A 26,017-nucleotide genomic window follows, 5' to 3' on the forward strand; every position below is an offset into this window, starting at 1 on the left:
TGCCGGGCGCGCGGCGCGCGACGACGTCGTCAGGACGACACGTTGGACTCGTCGCCGTGCCAGGAGTGCCAGAGGTCCGCGTACGGGCCGCCGGCGGCCAGCAGGTCGTCGTGCGCGCCGATCTCGATGATCCGGCCGGCGTGCATGACCGCGACCCGGTCCGCGTCGTGCGCGGTCTGCAGGCGGTGCGCGATCGCGATGACCGTGCGTTCGTGCAGAACCGCGGCGAGCGCGCGCTCGGCGGTGCGGGCCGCGGTCGGGTCGAGCAGCGCGGTGGCCTCGTCCAGGATGACGGTGTGCGGGTCGGCCAGCAGCACCCGGGCGAGCGCGAGCTGCTGGGCCTGCGCGCCGTCGAGCGGGGTCGCGCCGAGGTCACGGTCGAGGTCGTCGGCCCAGTCCGCGCCGACCGTGCGCAGCGCACGGTGCAGCTCCTCGTCCGGCGCCGCGGTCATCAGGTTGGCGCGCAACGTGTCCCGGAAGACGTGATGCTCCTGGGTGCAGAGTACGACCTGGCGGCGCAGCAGGTCCGGCGGCAGGTCGGCGATCGGCACGCCGCCGGCCAGCACGGACCCGGCGGTGGGCCGGTCGACGCCGGCGAGCAGACGGCCGAGCGTGGACTTGCCGGCGCCGGAGAGGCCGACCACGGCGAGCCGCTCCCCCGGCCGTACCGTCAGATCGACGTCGTGCAGCACGTCCGGGCCGGTGCCGTAGGCGTAACGGACGCCGATCACCTCGATCCGGTCGCCGTCCGGCACGCCGGCGGTCACCGCGGGCGGCGCCGGGATGGTGGCCACGCCTTCGATCCGGGCGAACGCGGCGCCGCTGCTCTGCACCTGCTCCATGTAGATGAGGATGGTGTCCAGCGGGTTGACCAGCTGCCGCAGGTAGAGCACGGCCGCGGCGACCGTGCCGAGGCTGACCCGGCCGTCCGCGTAGAGCACGCCGCCGAGCAGCAGGACCAGCACCGCGGGTACGGCGTAGACGGTCTCCGCGACCGGGAAGAACACGCTGCGCAGCGCCAGCGACCGCAGCCGGGTGCGGCGGGTCTCCGCGATCGCGGCCCGTCCGGCGTCGAGCCGGCGCCGGTGCAGGCCGAGCGCCTCGACGGTGCGCGCACCGGTCGTGGTCGCGGACAGCTCCTCGGCCAGCCGCGAGTTGGCCTGCCCCTCGGCGAGGTAGACCGCGCGGGCCCGGCGCAGGTAGTAGCGGGCGGTGAACCAGATGCCGGACAGGCCGAGGACGCCGCTGACACCGAGCAGCGGGTCGAGAACGATCACGGCGGCGACCAGGAAGATCATCTGCACGACGCTCAGGAACATGCCGGGCAGCACGTCGCGCAGCGTGGTGGCGACCGTGTCGACGTCCGTGGTACCGCGTGCGACCAGGTCGCCGGTGGGCACGCGTTCGGCGACCGAGGCGGGCAGCGCGAGCACCCGGCGCAGGAACGTCTCCCGGATCCGGGCCGCCGTACGCTCGCCGAAGCGGTAGGCGGCGCCCAGCGCGTACCGGTTGAGCAGGGTCTCTGCGACGGCGCAGCCGACCACCGCGAGCGCGAGCCGGTCGACGTCGGTGACGCCGCCACCGGCCCCGACCGTGTCGATCACCCGGCCGAGCAGGTAGGGCGCCCCCAGCCCGGCCAGCGCGGCCAGCGCGCTGAGCAGCATCATCATCGCGACGGTACGGCGTTCCGCGCCGATCAGCCGGGCGGCGGCCCGGGCCACGTGCCGCTGGTCCGCGATCATGAGTCCTCCCCGAACGCCCGGGTGACGAGCGCGCGGTAGCCGGCCGACCCGGCCAGCAGCGCGCGGTGCGTGCCGCTCGCCGCCACCCGGCCGTCAACCAGGTAGTACACGATGTCGGCGCGGTCCAGCAGCACCGGCGAGGTGGTCGCGACGACCGTGCCGCGGCCGGCCCGGGCCGCGCTGAGCCGTTCCGCGATCGCCGCTTCGGTGTGCGCGTCCACCGCGGAGGTCGGCTCGACGGCCAGCAGCATCTCCGGGTCGGCGTGCACCGCACGGGCCAGCCGGACCCGTTGCCGCTGACCGCCGGAGAGGTTCCGCCCGCCCCAGTCGACCGGCCGGTCCAGGTCGTCGCCGACGTCGTGCGCGACCGCGGTGTCCAGCGCCGGCCGCACGTCGCCGTCGTGCCGGCCGGCGACCACGTCGCGCAGCGGAGCGGCGAACAGCGCGGCGTCGTTGTCCGCGACCAGGATTCGCCGCCGGATCTCGTCCCGGTCGATCGTGGACAGTGGCGTGCCGTCCCAGGTGGCCTCGGACGGCGTGTACCGCCCGAGCCGGTCGATGATCTCGCGCGCGTCCGCGGGCCGGGAGCCGGCCAGCGCGGTCAGCCGGCCGGGTGCCGCGGTCACGCCGGACTCCGGGTCGTGCAGCGCGGCCGGGCGGTCCGGTCCGGGCACCCCGGCCGGTTCGTCCACCGGTACGCCGAGGAACGTGACCACCCGGCGGGCCGCCACCACGCCGTGCGCGAGGTCGCGGCCGCAGAGGATCAGCACGTCGACCGGGATGACCAGCATCGCGGTGTAGCCGTAGACCGCGACCAGCTGGCCCGGCGTCAGGTCACCGGTGACGGCGAGCCGGGCGGCCAGCCAGATGACCACCGCGAGGAAGACGATCGGCAGGCCGCCGCCGAGCGCACCGATCCAGCTGGACGGGCCGCCGACCCGGTAGCCCTGGTCGCGCAGCAGCGCGGACTGGAGTTCGTACCGTCGCTGATGGGTGTCCTTGCCGCCGAGCCCGTTGAGGATCCGCAGGCCGCCGATGATGTCGGTGAGCAGGGTGTTCAGCGCGCCCTGCCGTTCGCGGTAGCGGTCGCCCGCGTCGCGGGTGCGGGCCAGCAGCGGCACGATCAGCAACGCCAGCACCGGCACGCCGACCAGCACCACCGCGGCGAGCAGCGGCGAGATGTCGCGGAGCAGCAGCGCGACCGCGAGGCAGGCCACGACGGAGGCGACGCCGACGCCGGCGACGTTCAGCGCGCGGCCGATCGTCCACACGTCGGAGATGCCGATCGTGACCACCTCGCCCGCGGTGATCCGGCGCGGGAGCGCGGCGCCGAGCCGGGTCGCGTGCCGCAGCACCAGCTCCGCGGTCTCCAGCGCCGCGGCCAGCCGCATCTTCGTCATGCTGCGGTGCCGCATGATGCCGAGCCCGGCGCTGAGCACGCCGACCGCCAGCAGCACCACGGACCAGGTGATCAGCGCGGCCGGCCGGCGCGGTGCGAGGCCGCGGTCGATCGCCTGGGAGATCAGCCACGGCGTGGCGGCCATGCTCAGGAACCACGCCGACCCGAAGAACGCGCCGAGTGCGACGCGCCGTTTCAGCCGCCGGGCCAGCCACCACAAATATCGCCAGGGTCCGCGGGTGTCCACCCACGCATCCTTCCGTACCCGTTCGGCACCGGTCCTCCGATTTATCCGGCCTTCCGCACCCTGACCTGGGTGATCGCCCGGCCTTTGATCTGCGTCACCTCGGCGGTGTGCGCGCCCGGGCCGACCACCCCGCCGGGGGTGGTGGGGATGTGGCCGAGCCGGGACAGCACCAGGCCGGCGAGCACGGTGTCGGCCGCGTCCCGGCGCTGCGCGGCCAGGCCCTCCTCCGCGGTGGACGCGCCGCGGGCGACGTACCCATCGTCGGCCAGCGCCATGGTCAGCGACCGCCGGATCCGGTCGTCGTCCTCGATCGGCGACACGGTGCCCGTACCGGCATGATGCCCGGCCCCGGTTGCACGGCGCGGGTCCGGGTCGCACATGACAGATCGATGACATGCCGCCATCACTTCCGACACATCCGTTTGCCGTGGCCCGGCGGCCGGGAAACCCGGCGGCCATGGAGATCTCCGGCATCCTCACCGCGATAGTCATCGGCCTGGTCATCGGCGCGCTCGGGCGGCTCGTCGTACCGGGTAAGCAGAACATCCCGATCTGGCTCACCATCGTGATCGGCATCGTCGCCGCGATCATCGGCACGTTCATCGCGGCCGCGCTCGGCGTCGCGGAGACCCGCGGCATCGACTGGATCGAGATCGCGATCCAGGTGGCGCTGGCCGCAGCCGGCGTCAGTGTGGTCGCCGGTCTGCGCGGTCGTCGCTGACGGTTCCCGCTCCCCGAGAGCCCGGGCGGTGACCCGTCCGGGCTCTCGATGTGCGCACCTGCCCGAGATCGAACGGCTCCGCGGCGACCTCACGCTGGCGCGCATCCGGCGGAGCTGGACCGGCTGGCGCGGGCGCGTGATCGAGCCGGTGCTGCGCGAGTCCCTGGCCCGGCTGCTGCCCGACGACGTGCTGCCGGCCGCGCCGGTGGTCGGCGCGTACTGGACCCGCAGCAACTCGGTCGAGATCGACGTCGTCGGCGCGGACCGCGGCCCGGTCGCCGAGGAGCTGCTCTTCCTCGGCTCGATCAAGTGGCTGGAGAACTGCCCGTTCGACGCGCACGATCTCGCCGCGCTGCAACGGCACCGCGCCGCGATCACCGGCGACCCGGTGCCGCTGCTCGCGATCAGCCGCAGTGGCATCGACGCCGACGGCCTCCGGGCCGGCTACGCCCCGGCCGAGCTGCTGGACGCCTGGCGGCCGAGGAACCGGTAGCCGTCAGGCCGCCCAGCGCACCGTGCGGTAGTCGTAGGTGCGGGTGAAGCCGAGGCGTTCCAGGTTGCGCAGCGAGGTGTGGTGCTCGCCCGGTTCCGGCGCGCTGGTCTCCGAGACCACCCAGTCGCAGCCGGCGTGCCGGGCCGCGGCGATCCGGGCCGCGATCAGCGCGGACTGTGCGCCACGGCCACGGTGTGAGGCGCGGGTGACGCCGCTCTTCAGGACCCCGGCAGGGCCGTGGGTGAACAGCTGCGCGGCCGCGACCATCTCGCCGCCGTCCCAGGCCGCGAACCGGTGGCCGCGCGGGTCCCGGCCGGGGCCGGGCAGCAGGTCGGCGAGGTGCGGCACCGGGTCCAGCGCGGACATGACCAGGTCGGTCCAGGCCGCTTCCGCGTCCGCCGGCACCGGGCCGACGCGCAGGCCGGTGCGGATCCGCGGCGGTCCGGCGGCCGACCGGGCGACCTTGACCGAGTCCGGCAGCGGTGCCAGGCCGCGTGCGGCGCACAGCTCGGCCCAGTCGTCCGGCAGCAGCGGCGGCGGGAGCTTCAGCACCGCGCTCGGCGCGCCGGCCGCGCGGTAGACGTCCAGGATCCGGTCCAGCAGGCCGGCGGTGACCGGCGCGGTGAACCCGATCGCCCGGTTGAACATCGGGATGCCGGCGCGCACGGTCAGCACGGTGACGCCGTCCACCCGCGTCGCGCGCAGGCCGAGCGTCTCGCGCAGCGCGGCCGGCGCGTGCTCCGCGATCGCGCGGAGGAACGCGCCCTCCACCGCCTCACCGGCCACCGGCAGCTCCATGATCCGAGCGTGGCCGCCGGGACTGTTCACCGTCCAGCCCACTCGATGATCACCGTGCCGGAATGCCGCCGCCGGTGAACCAGCACCATTAGCGGCAATGATAGTCATCTTCTATAGTCGGTTCCTGCTTCGGACCCCGCAGGAGGCACCCGACATGACCAACGGCGACCGGCCGCGCCGGCGCACTCGCCATCGCGCCGCGATAGACGCGCTGCTGCGGGAGTCGACCGAGTTCCTCAGCGCACAGCGGATCCACGCCGGCCTGCGCGGGCGCGGCATCCACATCGGGCTGACCACGGTCTACCGGGCGATGCAGGTGATGGCCGAGGAGGGCACCGTCGACGCGACCCGCACCGCCACGGGCGAGCTGGTCTACCGCCATTGCAGCCCGCGCCACCATCACCACCTGATGTGCCGCTCCTGCGGCCGGGTGATCGAGGTCGAGGGTCCCGCCATCGAACGGTGGACGACCGCCGTCGCCGAACGCCACGGCTTCCGCGACCTCAACCACAACGTCGAGCTCTTCGGCACCTGCCCCTCCTGCGCCGCCTGACCGCCCGGAGCGCGCAGAAGGCCGGTCAGCGGGGGTGGCGGCGCGGGGAACGGCCGAGGATCACGGCGAGGACCAGGGCGGCCGGGATCGCGGGCCACACCGCCCAGATGCCGATGACGGTGGACAGCAGCAACACGAAGACGGCCGCCACGACCGCGACGGCGACGGCGATCACGGCCGAGAGCACCACCACCGGCTCGGCCGGGCGGCGGGTCAGGCCGGCGGCGGCGATCAGCAGGCCGATACCGGCGAAGCAGAGCGCGGGCGTGGCGAGCAGGAAACCCTCGCTGCCGGGCAGGACCCAGCTCCAGAACGGAGTCTCGCCGAGGTCGTATCCCCGCCCCGGCGTACCCGGTGAATCGCACGGTGGTGAGCAGCGCGACCGGCGTGCGGAACAGCGAGGTCACCACCGTGCACAGCGTGAGCAGCGCGCCGGTGAGCGGGCGGGCCTCGGTGCGCCGGCTGATCGCACCGGCGAGGAACCAGCCGAGGATCAGCCCGGCCGGCGCACCGGCGATCGTGCCCGCGGCCACGCCGGGCGGGTCGGTCCCGCGCACCCGGAGGTAGGTGACGCCGCCCTCGGCGGAGCGATGGTCGTCCAGCGTGAGCAGCCGGCCGTCTCGGGTGCCGGCGACCGTCTGCCACGAGTCGCCCAGCTCGACGAGCGGGCTGCCGGGCCGGCCGAGCCGGCCCGGGGCGCGCGGCGCAGCACGTCGAGCGTCTCGCGCGCGGTCGGGTGGCGGCGCCCGCCGGCCGTGGCGGCCATCAGCATGGTGTCCATCAGTTCCGCGCGGCGGTCTCCCGGCGGGTACGCGTGCAGCAGCCGCAGCGTCCAGTGTGGCGTGCCGTTCAAGACATCAGACCCCACGCCCGCAATATACAGATCATCTAACTATGGGCCGAGCGGCCAGCGCGTGTGCGGCGCGCTGTACGGCGACGCCGACGGCGAGCGCGGTGGCGGCGGCTCCGGCGGCGGTGGCGACGACCGGGAACGCGATGACGGCTCCGAGGATGACGAGTTGGCGATGCATGACGTGCCTCCTCTCCTGACCGACGGTAACGAGCGGGACGCTGCACGGGTCAGGGGCGAAGGTCCCGTACGCGTGGGACTACCGTGGCGCCGTGCGAGTCAGATCCTGGTCCGCACCGGCCTCACCACGATCATCGACGCGCAGCCGGACCTGACCGTGGTCGGCGAGTGCGGCGACGGGCAGGCCGCGGTCGAGCTGGCCGCCCGGCTGCGCCCGGACGTGGTGGTGATGGACGTGCGCATGCCGGTGCTGGACGGCATCGAGGCGACCCGGCGGCTGGCCGGCGCCGGCGTACCCGATCCGGTCAAGGTCCTGGTGGTGACCACGTTCAACCTGGACCGGTACGTCTACGACGCGCTCCGCGCCGGTGCGAGCGGCTTCCTGCTCAAGGACGCGCCGTACGCCTACCGCAACGGGCTGGTCACCTGACGTTCTTCCGATACGCCCAGAGCTGAAGTGAGACCCAGATCAACGAATCCGGTGCACCGCGCGCAGTACGGTGGCGGTGTGCCGATGAAAGCTGACTTGACCAGCGACGACCTTCTCCAGATCCGGCAGTCCGCGCTGGGCGCCGCCGACCCGCTCGGCGTGGCCGCCGAGCTGGCCGACGCGGTGGACGCCGGGCGGCTCGCGGACGCGGGTGACGCGGGGCTCGCGCTGACGCTCGCCGCGGAGATCGCCGAGAGCCGGAACAAGATCGATGCCGCGTTGCGGTACGCGGAGCGGGGCCTCGACGCGTACGGGACGCGGGACGACGAGAAGGTCGCCGCCGCCCGCGCGCTGCGGGCGCGGATCCTGTTCCGCGCCGGGCGTGCCGACGAGGCGGAGGCCGCGATCGAGCCGCTGCGCCCGCTGCTGACCCGATACACCGACGCCCCGGCGTACGTGAGCGCCGCGCTGGCCGTGGGCGGCCGTGCCAAGATCGCCGAGCAGTGGCTGACCGAGGCCGTGCAGTCCGCGCTCGCCGAGCGCGGCGGGTCCGCGGACCCGGCCAGCGCGGAGGAGGCGGGCCAGCTGTTCTTCCTGCTGCAGCAGCGGCACCGGCTCCGGCACGCGCTCGGGCTGCCGCACGACGGGCACGACAACCTGGCCGACCGGCTGGAGACCAAGCTGGCCAACGCGGGCGTCGCCGCGACCGCGAACGCGGCCGAGGCAGAGCTGCTGTTCTGGCCGCAGGCGGAGTTCGACCGGCTGGTGTCGCAGTGGCCGGCGCTCGGCGAGGCGTACGGCACCACCTGGGACGAGCACCGCGCCCGCCTGGAGAAGGAGCTGGTCCGGCTGGCCGCGGCCGGCGGCGTCGGCCTGACGCTGGGCGTCGGCTCGGTCGACGCGCTGGTCCGCACGGCCGGTGCGGACGGCGACCCGGCCGACCCGAAGACCCGCGCCGGGTACGCGCGCACGCAGGCCACGCGGTCGACCGCGATCTCCTGGCCGGTGGAGCGCAACGGGCCGTGCTGGTGCGGGTCCGGTCAGAAGTACAAGAAGTGCTGCCTGCCGCGCTCGCGCGGCTGACCGGCCACACGGGGACGGCCGGGCGGATGCCCGGCCGTTTCCCGTGGTGCGATCTCAGTACCAGGCCTGGTTGGCGTTGCCGTGACAGGTCCAGGTGATCAGCCGGGCACCGCGGGCGTAGCTGCCGCCCTCGATGTCCAGGCACAGGTTGTTGAGGCCGCTGCGGATCGTGTCGCCGTACCAGTACCAGCTCTGGTTCGCGTTGCCGTGGCACGGCCACATGATGATCCCGGCGCCGCGGGCGTAGTCGCCGCCCGCGATGTCCAGGCAGAGGTTGTTGAGCCGGCTGCGGATCGAGTCGCCGTCCCAGTACCACCGCTGGTTCGCGTAGCCGTGGCAGTCCCAGGTGATGACCCGGGCACCGGCGGCGTAACTACCGCCCTCGATGTCCACACACAGGTTGTTCAGCTCGCTGCGGATGGTTCCGGGCGGTGCCGCGCTCGCGGCCGCGGGCGCGGCCAGCAGTGCCGCGGCCGTGGCTACCACCAGGAAGAACAGGCGAGCCTTGAGAGAGCCGTTCATGACCAGTCCTTGCGTCGTTCGTGTTGGCGAATATGACGTGCCAGGCCCGGCAGACCCACCATAGGCGACCGCCGGACCGGCCGGAGCCGATCGGCGAAAGGCGAACCGGAAAGCGCTTTGCCCGACATTCGCCCGACTGCGGCGATCACCCGATGCGGCCGGGCGCGGGCCGGCCGCCGGCGGGCGCCACCGTCCACGATCGACGGACGGCCAGGACGACGACGATCAGGGCGATCGACAGCAGCGGCATCGGATGGCCGAGCACGAGGGCGAGGGCGAGGTCGGCCAGCCCGCCCAGCACGGCCGCCACGAACACCCAGGCCGGGCCGGTGTTCCCACCCCGGCGGCGACGCCCGACCGGTCCCCACGGCTTCGCGACGGACAGCCAGGCCTGGAACGCGATCGCCGAGGCCATCAGCGCGGTGGCGACCACCTGCGCCGGCACCGGGCCGGTGACCGCGGACTGCTGCAACTGCGGTGACAGCAGGAAGATGCCGGCGTACAGCTGGACCAGCGTGATCACGAACTTGACCAGGACCCACCGGTGCCGGAAGAAACCCCACGGCGTGGCCGCGGACAGCATGATGCCGGTGAACGCGGACACGTCGGCCATCGGGGCGAGCAGCCGGGCGTCGGTGGCCAGCGACATGGTGGTGGACGCGGCGCGGACGGCCGGGTCGTCGGTGGCCAGCCCGGTGCTCAGCATGACGCACAGCGCCATCGCCTGCGCCATCCACCCGGCGGAGCTGAGAATGTGCAGCCAGACGGTCAGCCGGCGCCAGCGCTTGCGTGTGTCCACGTCGTTCATCGTGGTCCGGCGTGCCGCCGCCGCCATCCGGAATGATATGTAGTCTCCCTACGGGTTGCCCCGGGTGGCACCCTGATCGCAGCGGGTGCGGAAGCGGTCCTCGACCGTGGCGGCCGCGGGGTGCCGCAGCTCGGTGAGGATTCGCCGGGCGTGCCCCCAGGCCGCCCGGGCCGCGTCCGGGTCGCCCTCGTCGCGGTGGCAGTCGCCGAGGTGGATCAGCGTGTCCGCCTCGTGGTAGCGGTCGCCGGCCTCCCGGTGGAGCGCGACCGCGCCGGCCGTAGCGGCCCGAACCACCAGCAACTGCACGTCCGGGTCAACGAACTCGAGGCGTACGCCAACTGAGTCCCGGCCGGTCCGCGGGGTCCCGGCCCCACGGACCGGCGGTCACAGCAGCCCGCGATCCCGGGCGTAGAGCGCGGCCTGGGTCCGGTCGCGCAGGCCGAGCCGGGTCAGGATGTGCGAGACGTGGTTCTTCACCGTGCCCTCGCTGACGTACAGGCGCCGGCCGATCTCCCGGTTGGTGGCGCCCTGTGCGATCAGGCGGAGCACGTCGATCTCGCGTGCCGTGAGGTCCGGCGCCGGCGCTACCGGCGCACCGGGACGCCGGCCCACCGCCTCGGCCAGGCGGCGCAGCGCGGCCGCGTCGTGCTGGCCGATGCCGGCGTGGGCCAGCCGGACCGCCTGCGCCAGATCCCGCGCCGGCAGATCCTTGAGCAGGTAGCCGCTGGTGCCGGCGCGCAACGCGCCCAGCACGTACTCCTCGTCGTCGAACGTGGTCAGCATCAGCACCCGGCAGGACGGCAGCCGTTCGCGCAGCAGGTCCGCGGCGCGCAGCCCGTCCAGCACCGGCATCCGCACGTCCATCAGCACCACGTCCGGCAGGGTGCGCTCGGCCAGGTCCACCGCGGCCCGGCCGTCCGCGGCCACGCCGACCACGGTGATGCCGGGTTCGAGCCCGAGCAGCGACGCGATGCCCTCCCGGATCAGCGCCTGGTCGTCGGCGACGAGGACGCGCACGTCCGTCATGCCGGGCCGCCGGCCCGCGCGGTCACCCGGGTCCCCCGGCCGGGCGCGGACTCGATGCGCACCTCGCCGCCGAGCGCGGCCAGCCGCTCCCGCATGCCACGCAGCCCGCCGCCCTCGGCGGTGCCCACGGTGAACCCCCGGCCGTTGTCGGTCACCTCGACGGTCACGGCGTCGTCGAAGCGCAGCGCGACCCGCACCTGGTCGGCACCGGCGTGCCGGCAGGCGTTGGTCAGCGCCTCCTGCGTCACCCGGTAGAGCGCCTCCAGCGTCGGGCGGGCGTGCCCGATCTCGCTGCCGTCGCGGGTGACCGCGACCCGCAGACCGGTGCCGGTCAGCCCACCGGCCAGCGTCTCGACCGCGGCTACCAGCGAGAACGTCCCGGTGCGCAGCGTACCGACGGACTCGCGTACCTCCTGCAGCGCCCGGGTCGTGGCGGCCCGGGCGTCCGCGACGGCCCGGTGCGCGACGACCGGGTCACGGGCGCGGAACGCCTCCGCCTTCGCCAGCTGCACGCTGATCGCGGTCAGATGGTGGCCGACGCTGTCGTGGATGTCCCGGGCCAGCCGGTGGCGCTCGGCCGCCGCGCTCAACTCCGCGACCTGCCGCTGCGCCGCGCGCAGCTCGCCGACCAGCGCCTCCGCGCGTTCCCGGCCGCGCCGCCGGTCGTCCGCGACCGCGGCGGTGACCAGTGTCAACGCCAGCCCGATCAAGAACATCAGCAGGTCGGAGACGGTCTCCGGGTCGGTGTGCCAGCCCGGCGTGAACGCGGCGGCCGAGACCGCACCGAGCAGGCACGCGGCGGCCAGCACCAGCGCGGCCCGGCGACCGAGCAGCTCGTACCCGAAGAACGGCACCAGGATGAACAGCGCCCGGCCGAACCCACCCGGATCAGAAACCGCGACCACCGCGTAGAGCGCGATGCGCGCGGACAGCAGCACCACCGCACGACGCCGGCCGGTACCGCCGACCGCCTCGACGAGCAGCAACAGGACGATCGCCCCGGCGAACACCGCGACCGGGACCGGCACGCGCCGCACCGGCCCGGCCGCCGACCAGTAGAGACCCGCTGCCAGCACGGCGAGGTAGAGACCGGAGGCCATCCAGCGCATGGTCGTCACCATAGGACGGTGCCGGTCCGCACGCCTACCGCTTCGTCCGGAACCAGCCGTTCGTCATGTGCCGCGGACTGGCCGGCCGGCACTGCCCCGCCCGGTCACCGCGACGGCACGCTGACCGGCATGACCGACACCCTGCTGTACCGCCTCGCCGCGATCGCCGGCCTCGCCGGCGGCACCCTGACCCTGCTCGCCGTCGCCCGCCGCGCCGGCCTGCTGCCGGCCAACGCGCTGACGCACGCGCTCGCGCCACCCGCGGCCGCGCTGCTGCTGTTCACGCTGACCGCGCTCTACCTGGTGCAACGACACGCCGCCGGCCGGCTCGGCCTGGCCGGTTTCAGCCTCCACCACCTCGGGTTGAGCGGCCTGTTCGCGATCGAGTTCCTCACCCACGCGGTCCTGCGCTTCCACGATCCGGCCGTCCTGACCGCCCCCGGCCGCCCGTACTTCCTGGCCGTCGCGCTGACGTTCCTGACCGGCGTGCTGCTGTTCGGCGCGGCATCCTGGCGGGCCGCCGTGCTGCCGCGGGCCCCGCTGGCCCTGTACGTCACCGGCCTGAGCGCCGCCGCACTACGCGGATCCGTCCCGGAATGGGTCTACCTCGGCGGCCTGCTGCTCGGCTCGGCCGGCGTACTGTGGCTGTCGGTCACGCTCCCCCGCACCGCCGCCCGCCGCCCGGCCGTCGCGCTCAGGTGAGATCGACGCGGCTCTCCCCCGGTCCGGTGAGGACCGGGAACGACGTTCTGGATCTTCCCCACCTCCGGCGTGGCCGGGCTCCGCATGCTCCCGCGGGCAGACCTCGCCGCCCGTCAGGACTCCGGCCGAGACCGGCGCCGGGACCACGAACCACAACGCCACGCGGGAGGCGCAACCCGGGCACGCGCGGGACCAGCGGCGTTCCTTACTGGAAACAAACTTTTAGATAATCGCGCGGAAGTTATGGACGAACGAGCAGAAGGGGTCTAGCGTCCGCAGACATCGATTTATGTCGAGGTCTGGGGTGGTTCGATGAAGACACGGACAGTGCTGATCGCCGCCGCCGTGCTCGCGGGCTTGGTGCCCGCGGTGCCGGCCGTCGCGGCGCCGCCGCCGCAGGAGCCGGGGGTGACGTTGCGGACGTTCGATCTGCAGGCGTCACGGGACTCGCTCTGCACGCTCAAGCCCGGCCAGACGCCGAACGTGGACAAGCTGATGCCGACGATCAACTGGTCGGCCGCGGCGGATTTCGGGGTGGACAACTTCTTCCAGTCCGAGGTGATCGGCAACATCAACATCACCACCGCGGGTACCTACGCGTTCCGGCTGACCAGTGACGACGGCTCGCGGCTCAGCATCGACGGCAGCACCCTGATCAACAACGACGGCGCGCACGGGCCGACACCGGTGGAGGGCACGGTGGCGCTGACCGCCGGCTACCACGCGCTGCACATCGACTACTTCGAGCGGGAGGGCGGCCAGCAGCTCACGCTGGACTGGCGGCCGCCGGGCGCGACCTCGTTCACATTGGTGCCGAACACGGTGCTGAGCACGGACGTGGGCGTGGTGCGGGTGACCGCGCCGGGGCGCAAGGAGTGCGAGACCGCGGGCGACTCCCCCGGCGACGGGCTGCCGCTGACCGGCGTGCACCCCGGCTACACGCTGGCGAACCTGCGCCCGGCCGGGTTCCAGCCGCAGGTGAGCGCGATGGACTGGTTCCCCGACGGGCGGCTGGCCATCGCGACCTGGGGCGGCAGCGAGACCACGGCCGGTGAGGTCTACGTGCTCAGCGGCGTGACCGGCGCGAACCCTCAGGTCACCGCTCGGCGGATCGCGACCGGGCTGCGCGAGCCGATGGGGCTGAAGATCGTCGACGGCAAGATCTACGTCTCGCAGAAGCACGAACTGACCGAGCTGAACGACACCAACGGCGACGGCACGATCGACCAGTACCGGCGGGTGGCGACCTGGCCGTTCGACGGTAACTTCCACGAGTTCGCGTTCGGGCTGCTCTACCAGGACGGGTTCTTCTACCTGAACCTGTCCGTGTCGATCAACCTCGGTGGTGCGACCACGGACCCGCAGGGCTCGCCGAACCGGGGCACCACCGTGAAGATCAATCGGTCCACCGGCGCGGTCGAGTACATCGCGGGCGGCCTGCGTACCCCCAATGGCCTGAACTTCGGCCCGGAGGGCGACATCTTCGTGCTGGACAACCAGGGCGGCTGGCTGCCGTCGTCGAAGCTGGTGCAGGTCAAGCCGAACCGGTTCTTCGGCCACTACACCAATCCGGACGGGCCGTTCGACCTGCAGCCGGTCACCCAGCCGGTGCTGTGGCTGCCGCAGAACGAGATCGCGAACTCGCCGAGCACGCCGATCATGCTGAACTCCGGTCCGTACGCGGGGCAGATGCTCTTCGGTGACGTCACCTACGGCGGCATCCAGCGCGGGTTCCTGGAGAAGGTCGGCGGCCAGTACCAGGGCGCGGTCTTCCGGATGACGCAGGGCCTGGAGATGGGCGTGCTGCGGCTGAGCCAGGGCCCGGACGGCGCGCTCTACGTGGGCGGGCTCGGCGCCGGCGGCAACTGGGGACAGGAGGGCAAGCTCACCTACGGCCTGCAGAAGCTCGTCCCGAACAACACCGGCGTGTTCGACATCAAGTCGATGAAGGCGATCGCGGACGGGTTCGAGCTGGAGTACACCCAGCCGGTCTCGGACGCGACCGCGGCGCAGCTGGCCGCGCGCTACCGGGCGAAGCAGTGGCGGTACGTGCCGACGCCGGCCTACGGCGGGCCGAAGGTGGACGAGGAGACGCTGCCCGTCACGTCCGCCACGCTGTCGGCGGACCGGCTGAAGGTGACGCTGAAGCTGGCCGGACTCAAGCCGGGCCGGGTGGTGCACGTGCGCTCGCCGCGCCCGTTCACCTCCACGTCGAATCAGTCACTGTGGAGCACCGAGGCCTGGTACACGCTGAACAGCCTCGCCAACGGCACGATCCTGAAGTCGGGCCTGGTGGAGGCGGAGAACTCCGGGCTGACCGGCAGCACGTCGGTCGCCACCGACCACCCGGGCTACACCGGCACCGGTTTCGCCGCCGGGCACGGCGCGGCCGGGTCCGCGACCACGTTCTCGGTCGACGCGCAGACGGCCGGCACGTACCCGGTCTCGCTGCGCTACAGCAACGGGCCGAACCCGTCCCAGATGACCAAGACCATGAGTCTGTACGTGAACGGGGCGCGGGTGAAACAGGTCAGCCTGCCCAGCACCGCGAACTGGGACACGTGGGCGACGCTGGCCGACTCGGTCACGCTGCGGGCCGGCGCGAACGCGGTGTCGTACCGGGTGGACACCGCGGACACCGGGCACGTCAACCTGGACAGCCTGACCGTCGGCAACGCCTCGGCCGCGGCCACCGGCACCGGCACGATCACCGGGATCGGCGGCAAGTGCCTGGACGTGGACAACGCCGGCATCGCGGACGGCACCAAGGTGCAGATCTACACCTGCAACAACTCGACCGCGCAGAGCTGGACCCGGGAGGGCGACACGCTGCGCGCGCTCGGCAAGTGCCTGGACGTGTCCAACTCCGGCACCGCGGACGGCACCCGGGTGCAGCTGTGGACCTGCAACAACAGCGGCGCGCAGGTGTGGCAGGCGCGGCCGGACGGCGCGCTGGTCAACCCGCAGTCCGGCAAGGTGCTGGACGTGGCCGGTGGCGCGACCGCGGACGGCACCGCGGTGCAGCTGTGGACGTGGTCGAACGTGGCACAGCAGCGCTGGACGCACAACGGTCCGAGCCGGGTCACGCTGTTCGACGGCGGGAGTCTCAACGCGTTCCGCAACGCGGACGGCAGCGCGGTGACCTGGCCGGTCTCCGGCGGCTCGGCCGAGGTGCTGGGCGGCGACATCCGGACCAAGCAGGCGTACGGCGACTTCAAGCTGCACGTCGAGTTCTGGCTGCCGAACCTGCCGGGTGACGTGACCGGTCAGGCGCGCGCGAACAGCGGCATCTATCTGCAGGACCGGTACGAGCTGCAGGTGCTGGACTCGTACGGCAAGGCGGTGCCGGCCGCGGACGACGCCGGTGCGATCTACCTCAAGCGGGCGCCGTCGTCGAACGCCGCGACCGCGCCGGAGACGTGGCAGACGTACGACGTCACGTTCCGGGCGGCCCGCTGGAACGGGACCACGAAGACCGAGAACGCCCGGGTCACCGTCGTCTGGAACGGCGTCACCGTGCACAACGATGTCGCGATCGACGGACCGACCGGGGCCGGTGCGGCGGAGGGCCCGGCCGCACTGCCGATCCGCCTCCAGGACCACGGCGATCCGGGCGCGAACGTGCGCTACCGCAACATCTGGATCGAACCCGCGTGACCTGCCCGCTCGTCCTCCCGGGCGGCCGGGAGGACGAGCGGGCGGAGCCGGCCGGACCGCGGGTCGCGGTCCGGCCGGCTGGGTAAAGCGCGGACATGGATACTCAGGAACCGTTCGAGGGACTGCTGCGGCACGTCATGGACCTGCGGGACGGCACGCACGGGGACGCCGCGGACCGGGCCGCGAAGGAGGCGCTGTTCGGGACGGCGGTCGAGCTGCTCGATCCGTACGCGCGGCAGGTTCTGGCGGAGGCAGACCGGGCACTGCTGCGCGGCACCGGCGAGATCACCGCGACCGGCGTGCGGCGCACCGAGGACGGGCCGCGGGCGGAGTGGTCGCTGTCCTGGCCGGAGCAGCGCGCCACCGGGCTGCCGCCGCTGGCCCTGGCCGCGCACTTCGGCAGCGGCTTCCACCACCCGCACCTGCGCGGCGTGACCGTGCACGACTGGGCGCTGAACGTGTTCAGCGACGCCGACGCGGCGGCGCAGGTGCCGACGCTACGCGCGATCGTGGCGGGCGACCTGCACAACATGGTCTTCCAGCGGGACTACCGGATCATCCCGGCCGTGCTTGTCACACCCGCTCCGTAGACTTCGCCTCCGTTCGATGCCAACGGAGGTATGGATGCGATTCGACCACGGCTGGGACGGGCCGGAGAAGTGGCGGGGCCGGCAGCTGCCGCGGCGCGGCGGGCTGCCGTTCCCGGCGCCGGAGGCCGGCCCGGAGGCGCCGGCCCGGCTGGCGCAGCTGCTCGCCGCATCCGATCTGGACGCGGCGAGCCTCTCGGACTACCACCCGGGGTTGCTCGACGAGGCCCGCCGGTTCGCCGTGGATCTCGGCCGGCCCGGTGTGCCGTCCCCGCGTGGCGCGGCCGCGGCGGCGCTGGTCGTGGCCGCGGAGATCTCCGAGGGCGCATCGAGCTGGACGAGGAGCGGCGGGTCACGCTGTACCACCCGGCGCAGGCCGGCCCGGAGCTGGCGCTGTGGGCGGAGACGTTCGCCGACTACGAGATCCTCCCGCCGTTCCCGCAGCTCGGCCGCGAGGTGCACCGGATGACCGCGGAGCAGGCGGCCGCACGCGAGCTGCCGCTGGACACCGGGCGGGAGGGCGACCTGGACATGCTGCATCCGCTGGCGGCGCGCGGCTGGCGATTCAACCCGAACGGCGGCGTCGAGCGGGACTGGCCGGGCGGTCTCCCGACCCAGATCACGCCGCACGACATCAGCGTCACCGCACCGGCCGGAGCCACGTTCGGTGACCTCGGGCCGGTCGCGGCGTCGGAGACACTGCGCGACGCGTACCGGCTGACGAGCCACGCATAGCATTTCCAGGCACCAGAATGAGGGTGAGGAAAGGACGACGGACATGGTGAGACAACCCAGCGACTCTCTCGGGCGCCGGCCGGGCCGCGGTAAGGACTCGGCGACGCTGGCCGGGCGGGTGGCGAACCAGAGTGAGGCGGCGCAGCGGCGGCAGAGCCTCGCGGAGAAGATGCGTGCCCGCACCAAGGACGCCAACCAGGCGGACGAGACCGGCAGCGCACCAACGGACTGAGCCCCACCGGTCCGCGCCGCGGACTGAGCCCCACCGGTCCGCGCCGCGGACTGAGCCCCACCGGTCCGCGCCGCGGACTGAGCCCCACCGGTCCGCGCCGCGGGCCGGGACCGCGGGCACGGACCGTGCGGTCAGGATCGCGACGGCCGGGCCCGTGCCGGTGGACGTGGCGCTCCGGCCGCGGTCACGCGCCGTCACCGGCCATCACCGGCCGGCGTAGGCTGCCCGCCCGGCCGGTGGTGGCCCGGCCGGCGCGGGCGCCCCGGTAGGCGTCCGCGCGCAGTGCCGCGATCGGGCCGGGCAGCACCAGGCCGGGCAGCGGGTGCAGCACCGGGTCGAACGCGATCGGCTCGTCCGGGCCGGGCGCTCCCAGCACCAGCAGCCCGAACTCGCGCGCCGCCCGGCCCGGCCCGGCCGCGGACAGCAGGAACAGCGGTCCGCCGCGGCGGACCGGGCGCGGCCGGGCGGTGATCGTCACCCGGCGGCGCCCGGCCCGGTACGGGAACACCGTGGTGTACCCGCCGCGGAACGGGTCCCGCCGCACGGCCAGCAGGTGCCGGGTCACCCGCCCGGTGCCGCCGGCGGACAGCAGCAGGTCGTGCCGGGCGCCGCCCGGCGTGCCGAAACCGAACGCGAGCCCGAGCACGTCCGGCAGCGCCCCCGGCAGCCCGGCACCGCGAGAGAGGCGCACCACCCCCGCGTCCTCGCCCGGCTCGTCCAGCCACGGCACGCCCCACCGGCCTCCGCCGCGGCGGAGCAGGCGAGCCTCGTACACCCGGCCGGTGGTGTGTATGGGTTTGCCGCCGCGCAGTCGCGCGAGCCGGTTGAAGACGCCGCCCACTCCCCAGGTCATGACGTCCGCATACCCCGGATCGGCTCAGGCGAACAGGTTCCGCTTGATCCCGGCGGCCTGGAACAGGTGGTCGCGGGACGCCTCCAGCTCGCTGCCGAGCCGGCCGAGGTCCGCGTCGAGCAGCCGGCCCCGCCACTTGCGCACCGTGCCGCCGACGATCACGGTCTCCACGTTCGTCCGGTCCATCAGCGTCACCACCGCGCCGGGTGCGCTGTTCATCGGTGCGACGTTGAGCGCGGTCGCGTCCAGGATGACGATGTCCGCCTCCTTGCCCGGCGTCAGCGAGCCGGTCCGGTGGCCGAGCCCGAGGTGCTCGGCGCCGTTGATGGTCGCGAAGCGCAGCACGTCCCGGTCGAGCAGCAGCTCCGGCGTGCCCGGCGCCGGGGCGGGCCAGAAGTTCTCCGGTGTGCGGCCCGGCTGCGCGAAGACCCGCTCGTGGACCTGCATGCGCTGCAGCGTCAGCGTGGCGCGCATCAGCGTGAACGGGTCCGCGGCCATCGTGGTCTCGACGTCCGAGCTGAGCGACGGCTCCATGCCGAGCGCCTGCACGGTCAGCAGCGGCGGCGTGCCGTGCCGCATCGTCATCTCGATCGGTACGGCGAGCGAGACCCGCACGCCGGCGTCGCGGACCGACTGCCACACCTCGTCGGAGACGTGCACCATGTGGATGAACAGCACGTCCGGGCCGAGCCCGATGCCCTGGTCGCCGCGGGCCAGGCCCTGCATGATCGGGTTCATCATGAAGCCGAGCGCGTGCGCGGCGATCGGCACGTCCAGCTCGCGAGCGAGCGTCCAGACCGGGGCGTACGCGTCGATGCCGCCCATGATCTCGCCGCCCATCGCCATGGTCAGCAGCCCGTCGCCGGAGAAGTACCGGCTGCGCAGCCGCCGGGCGTCGTCGGGGAACCGGGAGCCGGGACGGCCGTCACCGGCCCAGTAGCCGGCCACCGACCGGGCGCCCGCGTCGGTCAGCGCCGCGACCGCGGCGTCGCTGTGCTCGGGCGTGTGGTGGATCTGCGAGGTGTCCAGCACGGTGGTGACGCCCGCGTCGAGCTGGGACAGCCGGCCGTACAGCATGTTGATGTAGACGTCCTGCGGCCGGTACGCCGGGGCGAACCGGCCGATGATGTGCTCCATGTAGGACGGGTCCGCGCTCGGCGAGCCGGACCCGTCGTTGATCAGCAAGCCGTTCGGCAGGTACGAGCGCAGCGCGGTCTCGAACAGGTGATGGTGGGTGTCGACGAAGCCGGGCAGCACGACCCGGCCACGCGCGTCGATCACGTCCGCGCCGTCCGGTGCGTCGACGACGGGCCCGACCGCGGCGATCCGCCCGCCGTCGACCAGCACGTCGGCGCGCTCGAAGTCGCCGACGGCCGGGTCCATGGACATGACGGTGCCGCCGCGGATCACGTACGGCCGGCCGGGTGTGGGAGCAGTGTCGTTCATGCGGCCAGCGTGGCGGGACGTGCTTGCAACTTTCTTACAAACGGCTTGACGACGAAATGGACCGGGCGGGTCGGCGGTGCGCGTGCCCTCTCGCGGTCCGGGTCGCCACTGTCCGCGCCGGTGATCTGCACCGGGCCCGCCGGGACGCCGTAGTAGCAGGCCCGTCCCCTCTCCTGGAGTTCCGTCCGGTGACCCACCCGATGCTCGACGTCGTCTGCCGCGACGGCATGTTCCTGCCGATCCCGGGCGGGGTGTACTTCCACCCCGGGCAGACGCGCGCGAGCGTCGACCTGATGGCGCTGGTCAAGGCCATGAACGCGCCGGCGTCCGCCGCGTACCCGCTGGCCGTGGGCATGGTGGTGACCGGCACGGACGCCGGCTGGGACCCGGCCCGGCTCACCCCGCCCACGGTCGACGAGATCTGGGACCGGTTCGGCGGCGGCCCCGCACCGGAGGACGTGCCCGCGGCGCTGCTGTCCGCGCCCGGCTCGGCCGCGCTGATCCGCACCTCCGGGCGTGCCGGTGCGCCGCTGACCTGGATTTTCGTCGACGGCGGGATGCTGTGGTCGGCCGGTACCGAACTCACCCCGGCACCGGCCCGGCTGCTGGACGCCGTGCGGGCGCCGGGCGCGGCCGTCGCGTTCCTGCCGCCACCGGCGGACCCGGCGATCACCACCGGGTCGGTGCTGGACGGCCCGCCGCAGATCATGATCTTCTCGGACGACCCGCCGATGCCGGACGCGGTCGGCCCGCTGCGCGCCCGCATGCGCCGGGACGCGCCGGTGCACCCGGTGTTCGGGCCGGACTGGTTCGGCGTGCGCACTCAGGCCCCGGCGCCCGCGTTCGCCAGGCCGCCGGGCGACGTGGACCCGGCCGGGGCGGACGCGTTCTTCCGGCGGCTGGATCTGGCGGCACGCACCGGACCGGTGTCGTTGGACGACCTGCCGGCGACCGGTGCGGTGCTGCGGAACGCGGCCGGGCAGCAGATGCCGCTGCACGTACCGATGATCTGGACCGGTTCGCCGATCTCGCCGGACAACCCGGTCGCCGCGGCGTTCATGGCCGGTGCGGCCCAGCAGGCCCGCGCGGTGGCCGGTGCCGGGTACTTCACCACGCTGTGGGTGACCGAGCCACCGACCGGCGCGGGCCTGGCCTGGGCGCGCGAGCACGGCATCCGGCTGATCTCGGTCTGGGACGTCTACCACGCGGCGAACCCGGTCGACGACGAGTTCCTGATCCGCCTCGCCGAACACACCGTGGACGGGTTCGCGGCCGCGGCCGACATCCTGCGCTGGCGGATCATCGCGGGACCCGGGCACGCCGGCCGGGCCGCGGGGCGGGGCCGCGGGCGGGCTGCCGGTCGCGCTGGTGGAGTGGCTGCGCACGCACGAGCCGGACCCGGCCGAGGCGTACCACCGGGCGAACCGGGAGCGGCTGCACGACCCGGCCGTGGCCGCCGCGCTGGACCGGCTGGCCGCGGCGCACCCGGACGACACCCGGCTCGCCGTGTTCCGGACCGCGCTCGAGGTGGCGTGCCGGGCCGGTGGCCCGCTCCCGGCGTCCGGCCCGCGACCGGCCGTCACGTCCGCGCTGGACGTGGAGCCGCCGTGGACGGTGGACCGCGGACCGGTGCCGGCCACGGTCGTCTACGACTACGTGCGGGCCGGTGGTGACCGGCGGGCCCGGTTACCGTGGGACGGCCTGCTGTTCAGCTGCTGCGCGCCGGTGAGCTGACGGCCGGGCAGGTGCTGTCGCTGGTCCGCGCCACGGCGGTGACCGCGCAGGACCGGGCGAACCTGACCATGATGGAGTCGCTCATCGAGATCCGTGACCTGCCGGACGACGAGTCGCTGCTGGACGCGGACCCGATGACGCACCCGCGGCTGCGGCCGATCTTCACCCGGATCGGCAGGATCACCGAGGGCGTGAACGGGTCCTACAAGGACTGCCTGAGCGCGGACGACCGGGTCGCCTGGGTGGGCCGGCTGGACGCCTGGGCGACCGCGCTGACCGCGACCGGCGACCGGTTCCAGCGGATGCGCGCGGCGCTGATCGGCGTCGCCACGTACAAGGCCTCCAATTTGCTGACCTTAGGGAACATTTAGGGCGGCGCACCCTGGACCCCCACTGTTAACAGTCCTAATAATTGGCGAACCCCGATACCCCTGGAGCTGGTTCGCCATGTCACTCCGCCGTTCGTTCGCCGCCGCGATCGCGACCGCCGTGGCCGGGACCGCGATCGCGGCCTCGGTCGCGCTCGCCCCCGGCGCCTCCGCCGCGGCCGCCTGCGCCACCGCCTGGAGCGCGTCCGCCGTCTACGTCAAGGACAACACCGTCTCGTACGCGTCCCGCAACTACACCGCGAGGTGGTGGACCCAGAACGAGCTCCCGACCGCCAGCGGCCAGTGGGGCGTCTGGGCCGACAACGGCGCGTGCGGCGGCACCACCACGCCGACCACGCCGCCGCCGACCGGACCGACCACGCCGCCGCCCGCCACCGGCACCAAGATGGCGTCCGCGCCGTACATCTACCCCGGCTGGGGCAACCCGCCGGCGCCGGCCACCGTGATGAACGCGACCGGGATCAAGGCGTTCACCATCGCGTTCGTGCTGGCCAACGGCTGCAACCCGGTCTGGGACGGGGAGAGCGGGCTGACCGGCGGCGTGCACGCGAGCACGATCGCGGCGATCCAGGCGGCCGGTGGCAGCGTGGTCCCGTCGATCGGGGGCTGGAGCGGCAACAAGCTCGGCCCGAACTGCGCCACGCCCGAGGCGCTGGCCGGCGCGTACCAGAAGGTCATCAACGCGTTCGGCCTGAAGGCCATCGACATCGACATCGAGAACACCGACGAGTTCGAGAACTACGTGGTCCAGGACCGGATCCTCGGCGCCCTGAAGATCATCAAGCAGAACAACCCGTCGGTGACCACGATCCTCACCTTCGGTACCACGCCGACCGGCCCGAACGCGCACGGTATCCGTCTGATCAACCAGGCGAAGGCGCTCGGCGCGAACATCGACGTCTTCACCCAGATGCCGTTCGACTTCAACGGCGGCGCGGACATGTACGCCAGCACCGTGGGCGCGTCCGAGGGCCTGAAGAAGCAGCTCAAGACCACGTTCGGCTGGACCGACGCGCAGGCGTACTCGCGGATGGGCATCTCCGGCATGAACGGCCTCTCCGACCAGCAGGAGCTGACCACGGTCGAGACCTGGACCCGGATCCGCGACTACGCCCGCGGCAACAACCTCGCCCGCTTCACGTTCTGGGCCGTCAACCGCGACCGCGGCTGCGCCGGCGGCGGCGTCGTCTCCGACTGCAGCGGCATCGCGCAGGCCGACTGGGCCTTCACCAAGGTCAGCGCCGGCTTCTAGAACCCGTGCCGGAAGCGCTGCCGGGGGTACGTCGTACCCCCGGCAGCGCTTGTCTCTCAGGCCAGGGACGCGAGGATGAGCTGCGAGGTGGCGCGAGTGGTGGCCGCGACCGTGGCCGGGTCCCGGCCGGCGCGCTCCGCACCGGCCCGCATCACGCCGGACAGCAGCTCGACCGTCAGCGGCACGTCGCCGACGTCGCGGAACTCGCCGCGCGCGATCCCGTCCCGCAGCACGCGCTCCACCTCGGCCACGATCGCCGGGAACGGGCCGCCCGGCGCCTTCGGCGCGTCCGCGCCCACCGGCCGGAACATCAGCTGCAGCACCGGGTCGGTCAGCGCCGCCAGCACCACCTCGACGATCTCCCGCAGCCGCACGGCCGCCGGATCCGCCACCCGCGCCCCGATCCCGGCCACCCGCGCCACCGTGGGCCGGGCGATCCGCTCGGTCAGCGCCGCGATCAGCGCCCCTTTGTCGCGGGCGTAGTTGTACAGCGTGTTGCGGGCCAGCCCGGCCCGGGCCCCGATGTGCCCCATGGTGATCGAGTCGTAGTCGCGCTCGCGCAACAGCTCCCGCGTCGCCTGCTCCAGCCCGGCCCACACCATCTCATGGTGCTCCCCGATGCTGGCTCCCCTGATCCGCGGCATCCGGTCATCCTCCCCCACCGCGGCTGCCACCCCTGCGCGACCCGGCCGCCGTAGCCCCAACCCGCCGGCATCGAGGACCAGAACCGGGACATTTCTTTTCCCGCTTCCGGCGTGCTCGCGTTCCGAGTGCTCCCGCGGGCCCCGGTCGTCGCTGGCGCTCCTCCCTGCCGGTCGCGTGGTGGCCGAGCCGAACCCCCGCGCCCTACCCGGTCCCGGGTGCCGCCGCATTTCCGGGACTCGCTCGTTTCGCACCTCATGGAGGCCGAGCCTCGGACCACGAATCTCCCCTTCAGGAAGAAAGAATCGTTGGCGAACCGGGCGGGTTCGCGGAACCTGAGGAGGGTGAACACCATCGACGACCTTCCTGGGCCGCCCCGGCGTCCGGTCGTGGGCAATCTCCTGGATCTGGTCCGCACCCGGACACCGCACCGGCTGCTGGAGGGATGGGCCGACGATCATGGGCTGACCTTTCGGTTCCGCCCCGGGGGACAGCGGGACGTCGTGGTCACCGCCGATCCGGTGCTGGTGGACCTGGCGCTGCGCCGCCGCCCGGACGACTTCGGCCGGGACACCGGGATGTCCGCCGTGATCAACGAGATCGTCCCGCACGGCGTCTTCACCGCCGAGGGCGACCGGTGGCGGCGCCTTCGCAAGGTCGCTACGCAGTCGTTGAACGCGGCCTACCTGCGGCAGTACTTCACCACGATCACCAAGGTCACCGAGCGCCTCCTGCGGCGGTGGGAGGCGGCTGCGGCCGCCGGCGAGCGCGTCGACGTCCTGGACAGCATGATGCGCTACACGCTCGACGTGACCTCGGGCCTGGCGATGGGCCACGACCTCAACTCACTGGAGAGCACCGGTGAAGGCCTGCACCGCCGGCTCCCGATGCTGTTTCCCGCGTTCGCCCGGCGGATCAACGCGCCGTTTCCCTACTGGCGCCGGTTCAAGCTGCCCCAGGATCACCGGCTGGACGCCACCGTCCGTGAGATCGAGGCGCTGGTCAAGGAGCGCTTCGCGCACGCGAGGGCACGGGTGGCAGCGGGCGAGTCACCGGCCAACTTCCTCGAAGCGCTGGTGAAACCCTTGGAGAACGAGCCGGGGATCACCGACGAGGAAGTCTTCGGCAACGTCCTGACCATGCTGCTGGCGGGTGAGGACACCACCTCGTCGACCGCCGCGTGGGCGCTGCACTTCCTGGCCGAGCACCCGGACATCGCCGCGAAAGTCCGGGCCGAGGCCGACGAGGTGCTCGGCGATCAGCGGGTGCCCGGCGACCCGGCGACGATCGGCCGGTTGAGGTACGCCGAGGCGGTCGTCCACGAGGTCCTGCGGCTCCAGCCGGTCGCACCCATGGCGGGTCTGCAGAACCTCCGGGACATGACCGTTGCCCGCAGCGACGGGCGCGAGTTGTTCCTGCCCGCGAACACGCCGATCGTCGTGCTCACCTCCTACGGTGCCCGCCGCGACACGGCCCGGTTCCCCGACGCCGGCGTGTTCCGTCCCGAACGCTGGCTGGACGGCAGGCTGCCCGCCGAGGCGCTCCCGTTCGCGCCGTTCGGCAGCGGACCCCGCTTCTGCCCCGGTCGTAACCTGGCCCTGATCGAGGCGGCCATGGTCACCTCGGTCCTGGGCCGCCGGTTCGACCTCGCCGGAGACCGCACGGCCGGCATGGTCCACGAGCGAATGTCGTTCGCGGCCTACCCGGTCAACCTGCATCTGCACGTCACGGCCCGGCGCGACTCCCGGGACAGCGCGAACCCGGGCTCAGCGGTCCGGTAGGTCAGGGACCGCCGGGCGGGCCGAGAACCGGGCTCCGCCCCCTGAG

The 26,017-nt window shown here is 73.3% G+C and carries 29 protein-coding genes and 1 pseudogene; 16 read left to right on the forward strand and 14 right to left on the reverse strand.

Annotation, left to right across the window (positions count from 1 at the left end; translation table 11 throughout):
- Nucleotides 1-29: 29 nt before the first annotated feature.
- The 3 genes from J2S42_RS07550 to J2S42_RS07560 all read right to left on the reverse strand — a co-directional run bounded on the left by J2S42_RS07550 (nt 30) and on the right by J2S42_RS07560 (nt 3,663).
- Entirely contained in the window at nt 30-1,742 is a 1,713-nt protein-coding gene (locus J2S42_RS07550) for an ABC transporter ATP-binding protein (RefSeq protein ID WP_307236669.1), read from the reverse strand.
- A complete protein-coding gene (locus J2S42_RS07555; protein WP_307248654.1) occupies nt 1,739-3,286 on the reverse strand; it encodes an ABC transporter transmembrane domain-containing protein in 1,548 nt (515 codons plus the stop codon). Before J2S42_RS07555 ends, J2S42_RS07550 begins: the two co-directional genes overlap by 4 nt.
- 143 nt (nt 3,287-3,429) lie before the next feature.
- Complete coding sequence (locus J2S42_RS07560; RefSeq protein ID WP_307248656.1) at nt 3,430-3,663, reverse strand: transporter associated domain-containing protein; 234 nt, start codon at nt 3,661-3,663, stop codon at nt 3,430-3,432.
- Nucleotides 3,664-3,845: 182 nt separating this feature from the next.
- Between J2S42_RS07560 and J2S42_RS07565 the strand changes: the two genes are divergently transcribed.
- Nucleotides 3,846-4,109: a GlsB/YeaQ/YmgE family stress response membrane protein gene (locus J2S42_RS07565; protein WP_307236671.1), complete on the forward strand. Its 264-nt coding sequence runs from the start codon at nt 3,846-3,848 to the stop codon at nt 4,107-4,109.
- A gap of 28 nt (nt 4,110-4,137) precedes the next feature.
- Nucleotides 4,138-4,602, forward strand: a complete 465-nt coding sequence (locus J2S42_RS07570) for a DUF234 domain-containing protein (protein ID WP_307236673.1) — start codon at nt 4,138-4,140, stop codon at nt 4,600-4,602.
- 3 nt (nt 4,603-4,605) lie between these two features.
- Here the strand turns inward: J2S42_RS07570 and J2S42_RS07575 are convergent, their stop codons facing one another.
- Nucleotides 4,606-5,400 carry a GNAT family N-acetyltransferase gene (locus tag J2S42_RS07575; RefSeq protein ID WP_307236674.1) on the reverse strand — a complete coding sequence of 265 codons (795 nt, stop codon included), beginning with the start codon at nt 5,398-5,400 and terminating at the stop codon, nt 4,606-4,608.
- Between the two features lie 154 nt (nt 5,401-5,554).
- Here J2S42_RS07575 and J2S42_RS07580 point away from each other — a divergent pair, with 154 nt between their 5' ends.
- Nucleotides 5,555-5,953 (forward strand): Fur family transcriptional regulator, encoded by a 399-nt coding sequence (locus J2S42_RS07580; RefSeq protein WP_307236676.1) that lies wholly within the window; start codon nt 5,555-5,557, stop codon nt 5,951-5,953.
- Nucleotides 5,954-5,978: 25 nt separating this feature from the next.
- Here the strand turns inward: J2S42_RS07580 and J2S42_RS07585 are convergent, their stop codons facing one another.
- Nucleotides 5,979-6,128 (reverse strand): hypothetical protein, encoded by a 150-nt coding sequence (locus J2S42_RS07585; RefSeq protein ID WP_307236679.1) that lies wholly within the window; start codon nt 6,126-6,128, stop codon nt 5,979-5,981.
- 194 nt (nt 6,129-6,322) lie between these two features.
- Between J2S42_RS07585 and J2S42_RS07590 the strand changes: the two genes are divergently transcribed.
- Nucleotides 6,323-6,520, forward strand: coding sequence for a hypothetical protein (locus J2S42_RS07590; RefSeq protein ID WP_307236682.1), 198 nt, complete (start codon nt 6,323-6,325; stop codon nt 6,518-6,520).
- 317 nt (nt 6,521-6,837) lie between these two features.
- Here the strand turns inward: J2S42_RS07590 and J2S42_RS07595 are convergent, their stop codons facing one another.
- Nucleotides 6,838-6,984: a hypothetical protein gene (locus tag J2S42_RS07595; RefSeq protein WP_307236685.1), complete on the reverse strand. Its 147-nt coding sequence runs from the start codon at nt 6,982-6,984 to the stop codon at nt 6,838-6,840.
- A 72-nt stretch (nt 6,985-7,056) separates the two neighbouring features.
- On the opposite strand from J2S42_RS07595, the pseudogene J2S42_RS07600 reads away from it, so the two are divergent.
- Together J2S42_RS07600 and J2S42_RS07605 are read left to right on the forward strand one after the other, a co-directional pair.
- Nucleotides 7,057-7,389: pseudogene (locus tag J2S42_RS07600) on the forward strand (response regulator); the annotation flags it as partial.
- A gap of 108 nt (nt 7,390-7,497) precedes the next feature.
- Nucleotides 7,498-8,496, forward strand: a complete 999-nt coding sequence (locus J2S42_RS07605; protein ID WP_307236689.1) for an SEC-C domain-containing protein — start codon at nt 7,498-7,500, stop codon at nt 8,494-8,496.
- 54 nt (nt 8,497-8,550) lie between these two features.
- Here the strand turns inward: J2S42_RS07605 and J2S42_RS07610 are convergent, their stop codons facing one another.
- From J2S42_RS07610 to J2S42_RS07630, 5 genes are all read right to left on the reverse strand, one after another.
- Nucleotides 8,551-9,018, reverse strand: a complete 468-nt coding sequence (locus tag J2S42_RS07610) for an RICIN domain-containing protein (RefSeq protein ID WP_307236692.1) — start codon at nt 9,016-9,018, stop codon at nt 8,551-8,553.
- Between the two features lie 145 nt (nt 9,019-9,163).
- On the reverse strand, nt 9,164-9,817 hold the full coding sequence (locus J2S42_RS07615) for a hypothetical protein (protein WP_307236694.1): 654 nt from the start codon (nt 9,815-9,817) through the stop codon (nt 9,164-9,166).
- 57 nt (nt 9,818-9,874) lie between these two features.
- A complete protein-coding gene (locus J2S42_RS07620) occupies nt 9,875-10,132 on the reverse strand; it encodes a hypothetical protein (protein ID WP_307236697.1) in 258 nt (85 codons plus the stop codon).
- A gap of 78 nt (nt 10,133-10,210) precedes the next feature.
- Nucleotides 10,211-10,852 (reverse strand): response regulator, encoded by a 642-nt coding sequence (locus tag J2S42_RS07625; protein ID WP_307236700.1) that lies wholly within the window; start codon nt 10,850-10,852, stop codon nt 10,211-10,213.
- On the reverse strand, nt 10,849-11,961 hold the full coding sequence (locus J2S42_RS07630; RefSeq protein ID WP_307236703.1) for a sensor histidine kinase: 1,113 nt from the start codon (nt 11,959-11,961) through the stop codon (nt 10,849-10,851). Before J2S42_RS07630 ends, J2S42_RS07625 begins: the two co-directional genes overlap by 4 nt.
- A 129-nt stretch (nt 11,962-12,090) precedes the next feature.
- On the opposite strand from J2S42_RS07630, the gene J2S42_RS07635 reads away from it, so the two are divergent.
- The 6 genes from J2S42_RS07635 (at nt 12,091) to J2S42_RS07660 (ending at nt 17,874) form a co-directional block, all read left to right on the forward strand.
- Nucleotides 12,091-12,663 carry a hypothetical protein gene (locus tag J2S42_RS07635; protein ID WP_307236705.1) on the forward strand — a complete coding sequence of 191 codons (573 nt, stop codon included), beginning with the start codon at nt 12,091-12,093 and terminating at the stop codon, nt 12,661-12,663.
- Between the two features lie 312 nt (nt 12,664-12,975).
- Entirely contained in the window at nt 12,976-16,320 is a 3,345-nt protein-coding gene (locus J2S42_RS07640; protein WP_307236708.1) for a 3-keto-alpha-glucoside-1,2-lyase-like domain-containing protein, read from the forward strand.
- Between the two features lie 95 nt (nt 16,321-16,415).
- On the forward strand, nt 16,416-16,910 hold the full coding sequence (locus tag J2S42_RS07645) for a hypothetical protein (protein WP_307236710.1): 495 nt from the start codon (nt 16,416-16,418) through the stop codon (nt 16,908-16,910).
- Nucleotides 16,911-16,944: 34 nt separating this feature from the next.
- Nucleotides 16,945-17,376, forward strand: coding sequence for a hypothetical protein (locus J2S42_RS07650; RefSeq protein ID WP_307236713.1), 432 nt, complete (start codon nt 16,945-16,947; stop codon nt 17,374-17,376).
- Nucleotides 17,295-17,642, forward strand: a complete 348-nt coding sequence (locus J2S42_RS07655; protein ID WP_488193136.1) for a DUF4132 domain-containing protein — start codon at nt 17,295-17,297, stop codon at nt 17,640-17,642. Before J2S42_RS07650 ends, J2S42_RS07655 begins: the two co-directional genes overlap by 82 nt.
- A 43-nt stretch (nt 17,643-17,685) precedes the next feature.
- Nucleotides 17,686-17,874, forward strand: coding sequence for a hypothetical protein (locus J2S42_RS07660; protein ID WP_307236719.1), 189 nt, complete (start codon nt 17,686-17,688; stop codon nt 17,872-17,874).
- Between the two features lie 184 nt (nt 17,875-18,058).
- Here J2S42_RS07660 and J2S42_RS07665 read toward each other — a convergent pair whose 3' ends face one another.
- On the reverse strand, nt 18,059-18,727 hold the full coding sequence (locus J2S42_RS07665; RefSeq protein WP_307236722.1) for a hypothetical protein: 669 nt from the start codon (nt 18,725-18,727) through the stop codon (nt 18,059-18,061).
- A gap of 24 nt (nt 18,728-18,751) precedes the next feature.
- The gene (locus tag J2S42_RS07670) at nt 18,752-20,173 is read right to left on the reverse strand and encodes an amidohydrolase family protein (RefSeq protein ID WP_307236725.1); all 1,422 of its coding nucleotides are present in this window, start codon (nt 20,171-20,173) and stop codon (nt 18,752-18,754) included.
- 188 nt (nt 20,174-20,361) lie between these two features.
- Between J2S42_RS07670 and J2S42_RS07675 the strand changes: the two genes are divergently transcribed.
- From J2S42_RS07675 to J2S42_RS07685, 3 genes are all read left to right on the forward strand, one after another.
- Nucleotides 20,362-21,846 (forward strand): hypothetical protein, encoded by a 1,485-nt coding sequence (locus tag J2S42_RS07675; protein WP_307236729.1) that lies wholly within the window; start codon nt 20,362-20,364, stop codon nt 21,844-21,846.
- 18 nt (nt 21,847-21,864) lie between these two features.
- On the forward strand, nt 21,865-22,278 hold the full coding sequence (locus tag J2S42_RS07680; RefSeq protein ID WP_307236732.1) for a hypothetical protein: 414 nt from the start codon (nt 21,865-21,867) through the stop codon (nt 22,276-22,278).
- 76 nt (nt 22,279-22,354) lie between these two features.
- Nucleotides 22,355-23,548 carry a glycosyl hydrolase family 18 protein gene (locus J2S42_RS07685; protein WP_307236735.1) on the forward strand — a complete coding sequence of 398 codons (1,194 nt, stop codon included), beginning with the start codon at nt 22,355-22,357 and terminating at the stop codon, nt 23,546-23,548.
- 56 nt (nt 23,549-23,604) lie between these two features.
- Here the strand turns inward: J2S42_RS07685 and J2S42_RS07690 are convergent, their stop codons facing one another.
- Nucleotides 23,605-24,192, reverse strand: coding sequence for a TetR/AcrR family transcriptional regulator (locus J2S42_RS07690; RefSeq protein WP_307236737.1), 588 nt, complete (start codon nt 24,190-24,192; stop codon nt 23,605-23,607).
- Between the two features lie 255 nt (nt 24,193-24,447).
- On the opposite strand from J2S42_RS07690, the gene J2S42_RS07695 reads away from it, so the two are divergent.
- Nucleotides 24,448-25,971 carry a cytochrome P450 gene (locus J2S42_RS07695; protein ID WP_307236740.1) on the forward strand — a complete coding sequence of 508 codons (1,524 nt, stop codon included), beginning with the start codon at nt 24,448-24,450 and terminating at the stop codon, nt 25,969-25,971.
- Nucleotides 25,972-26,017 lie beyond the last annotated feature (46 nt).

It is taken from the genome of Catenuloplanes indicus (assembly GCF_030813715.1).
Lineage (GTDB): Bacteria > Actinomycetota > Actinomycetes > Mycobacteriales > Micromonosporaceae > Catenuloplanes > Catenuloplanes indicus.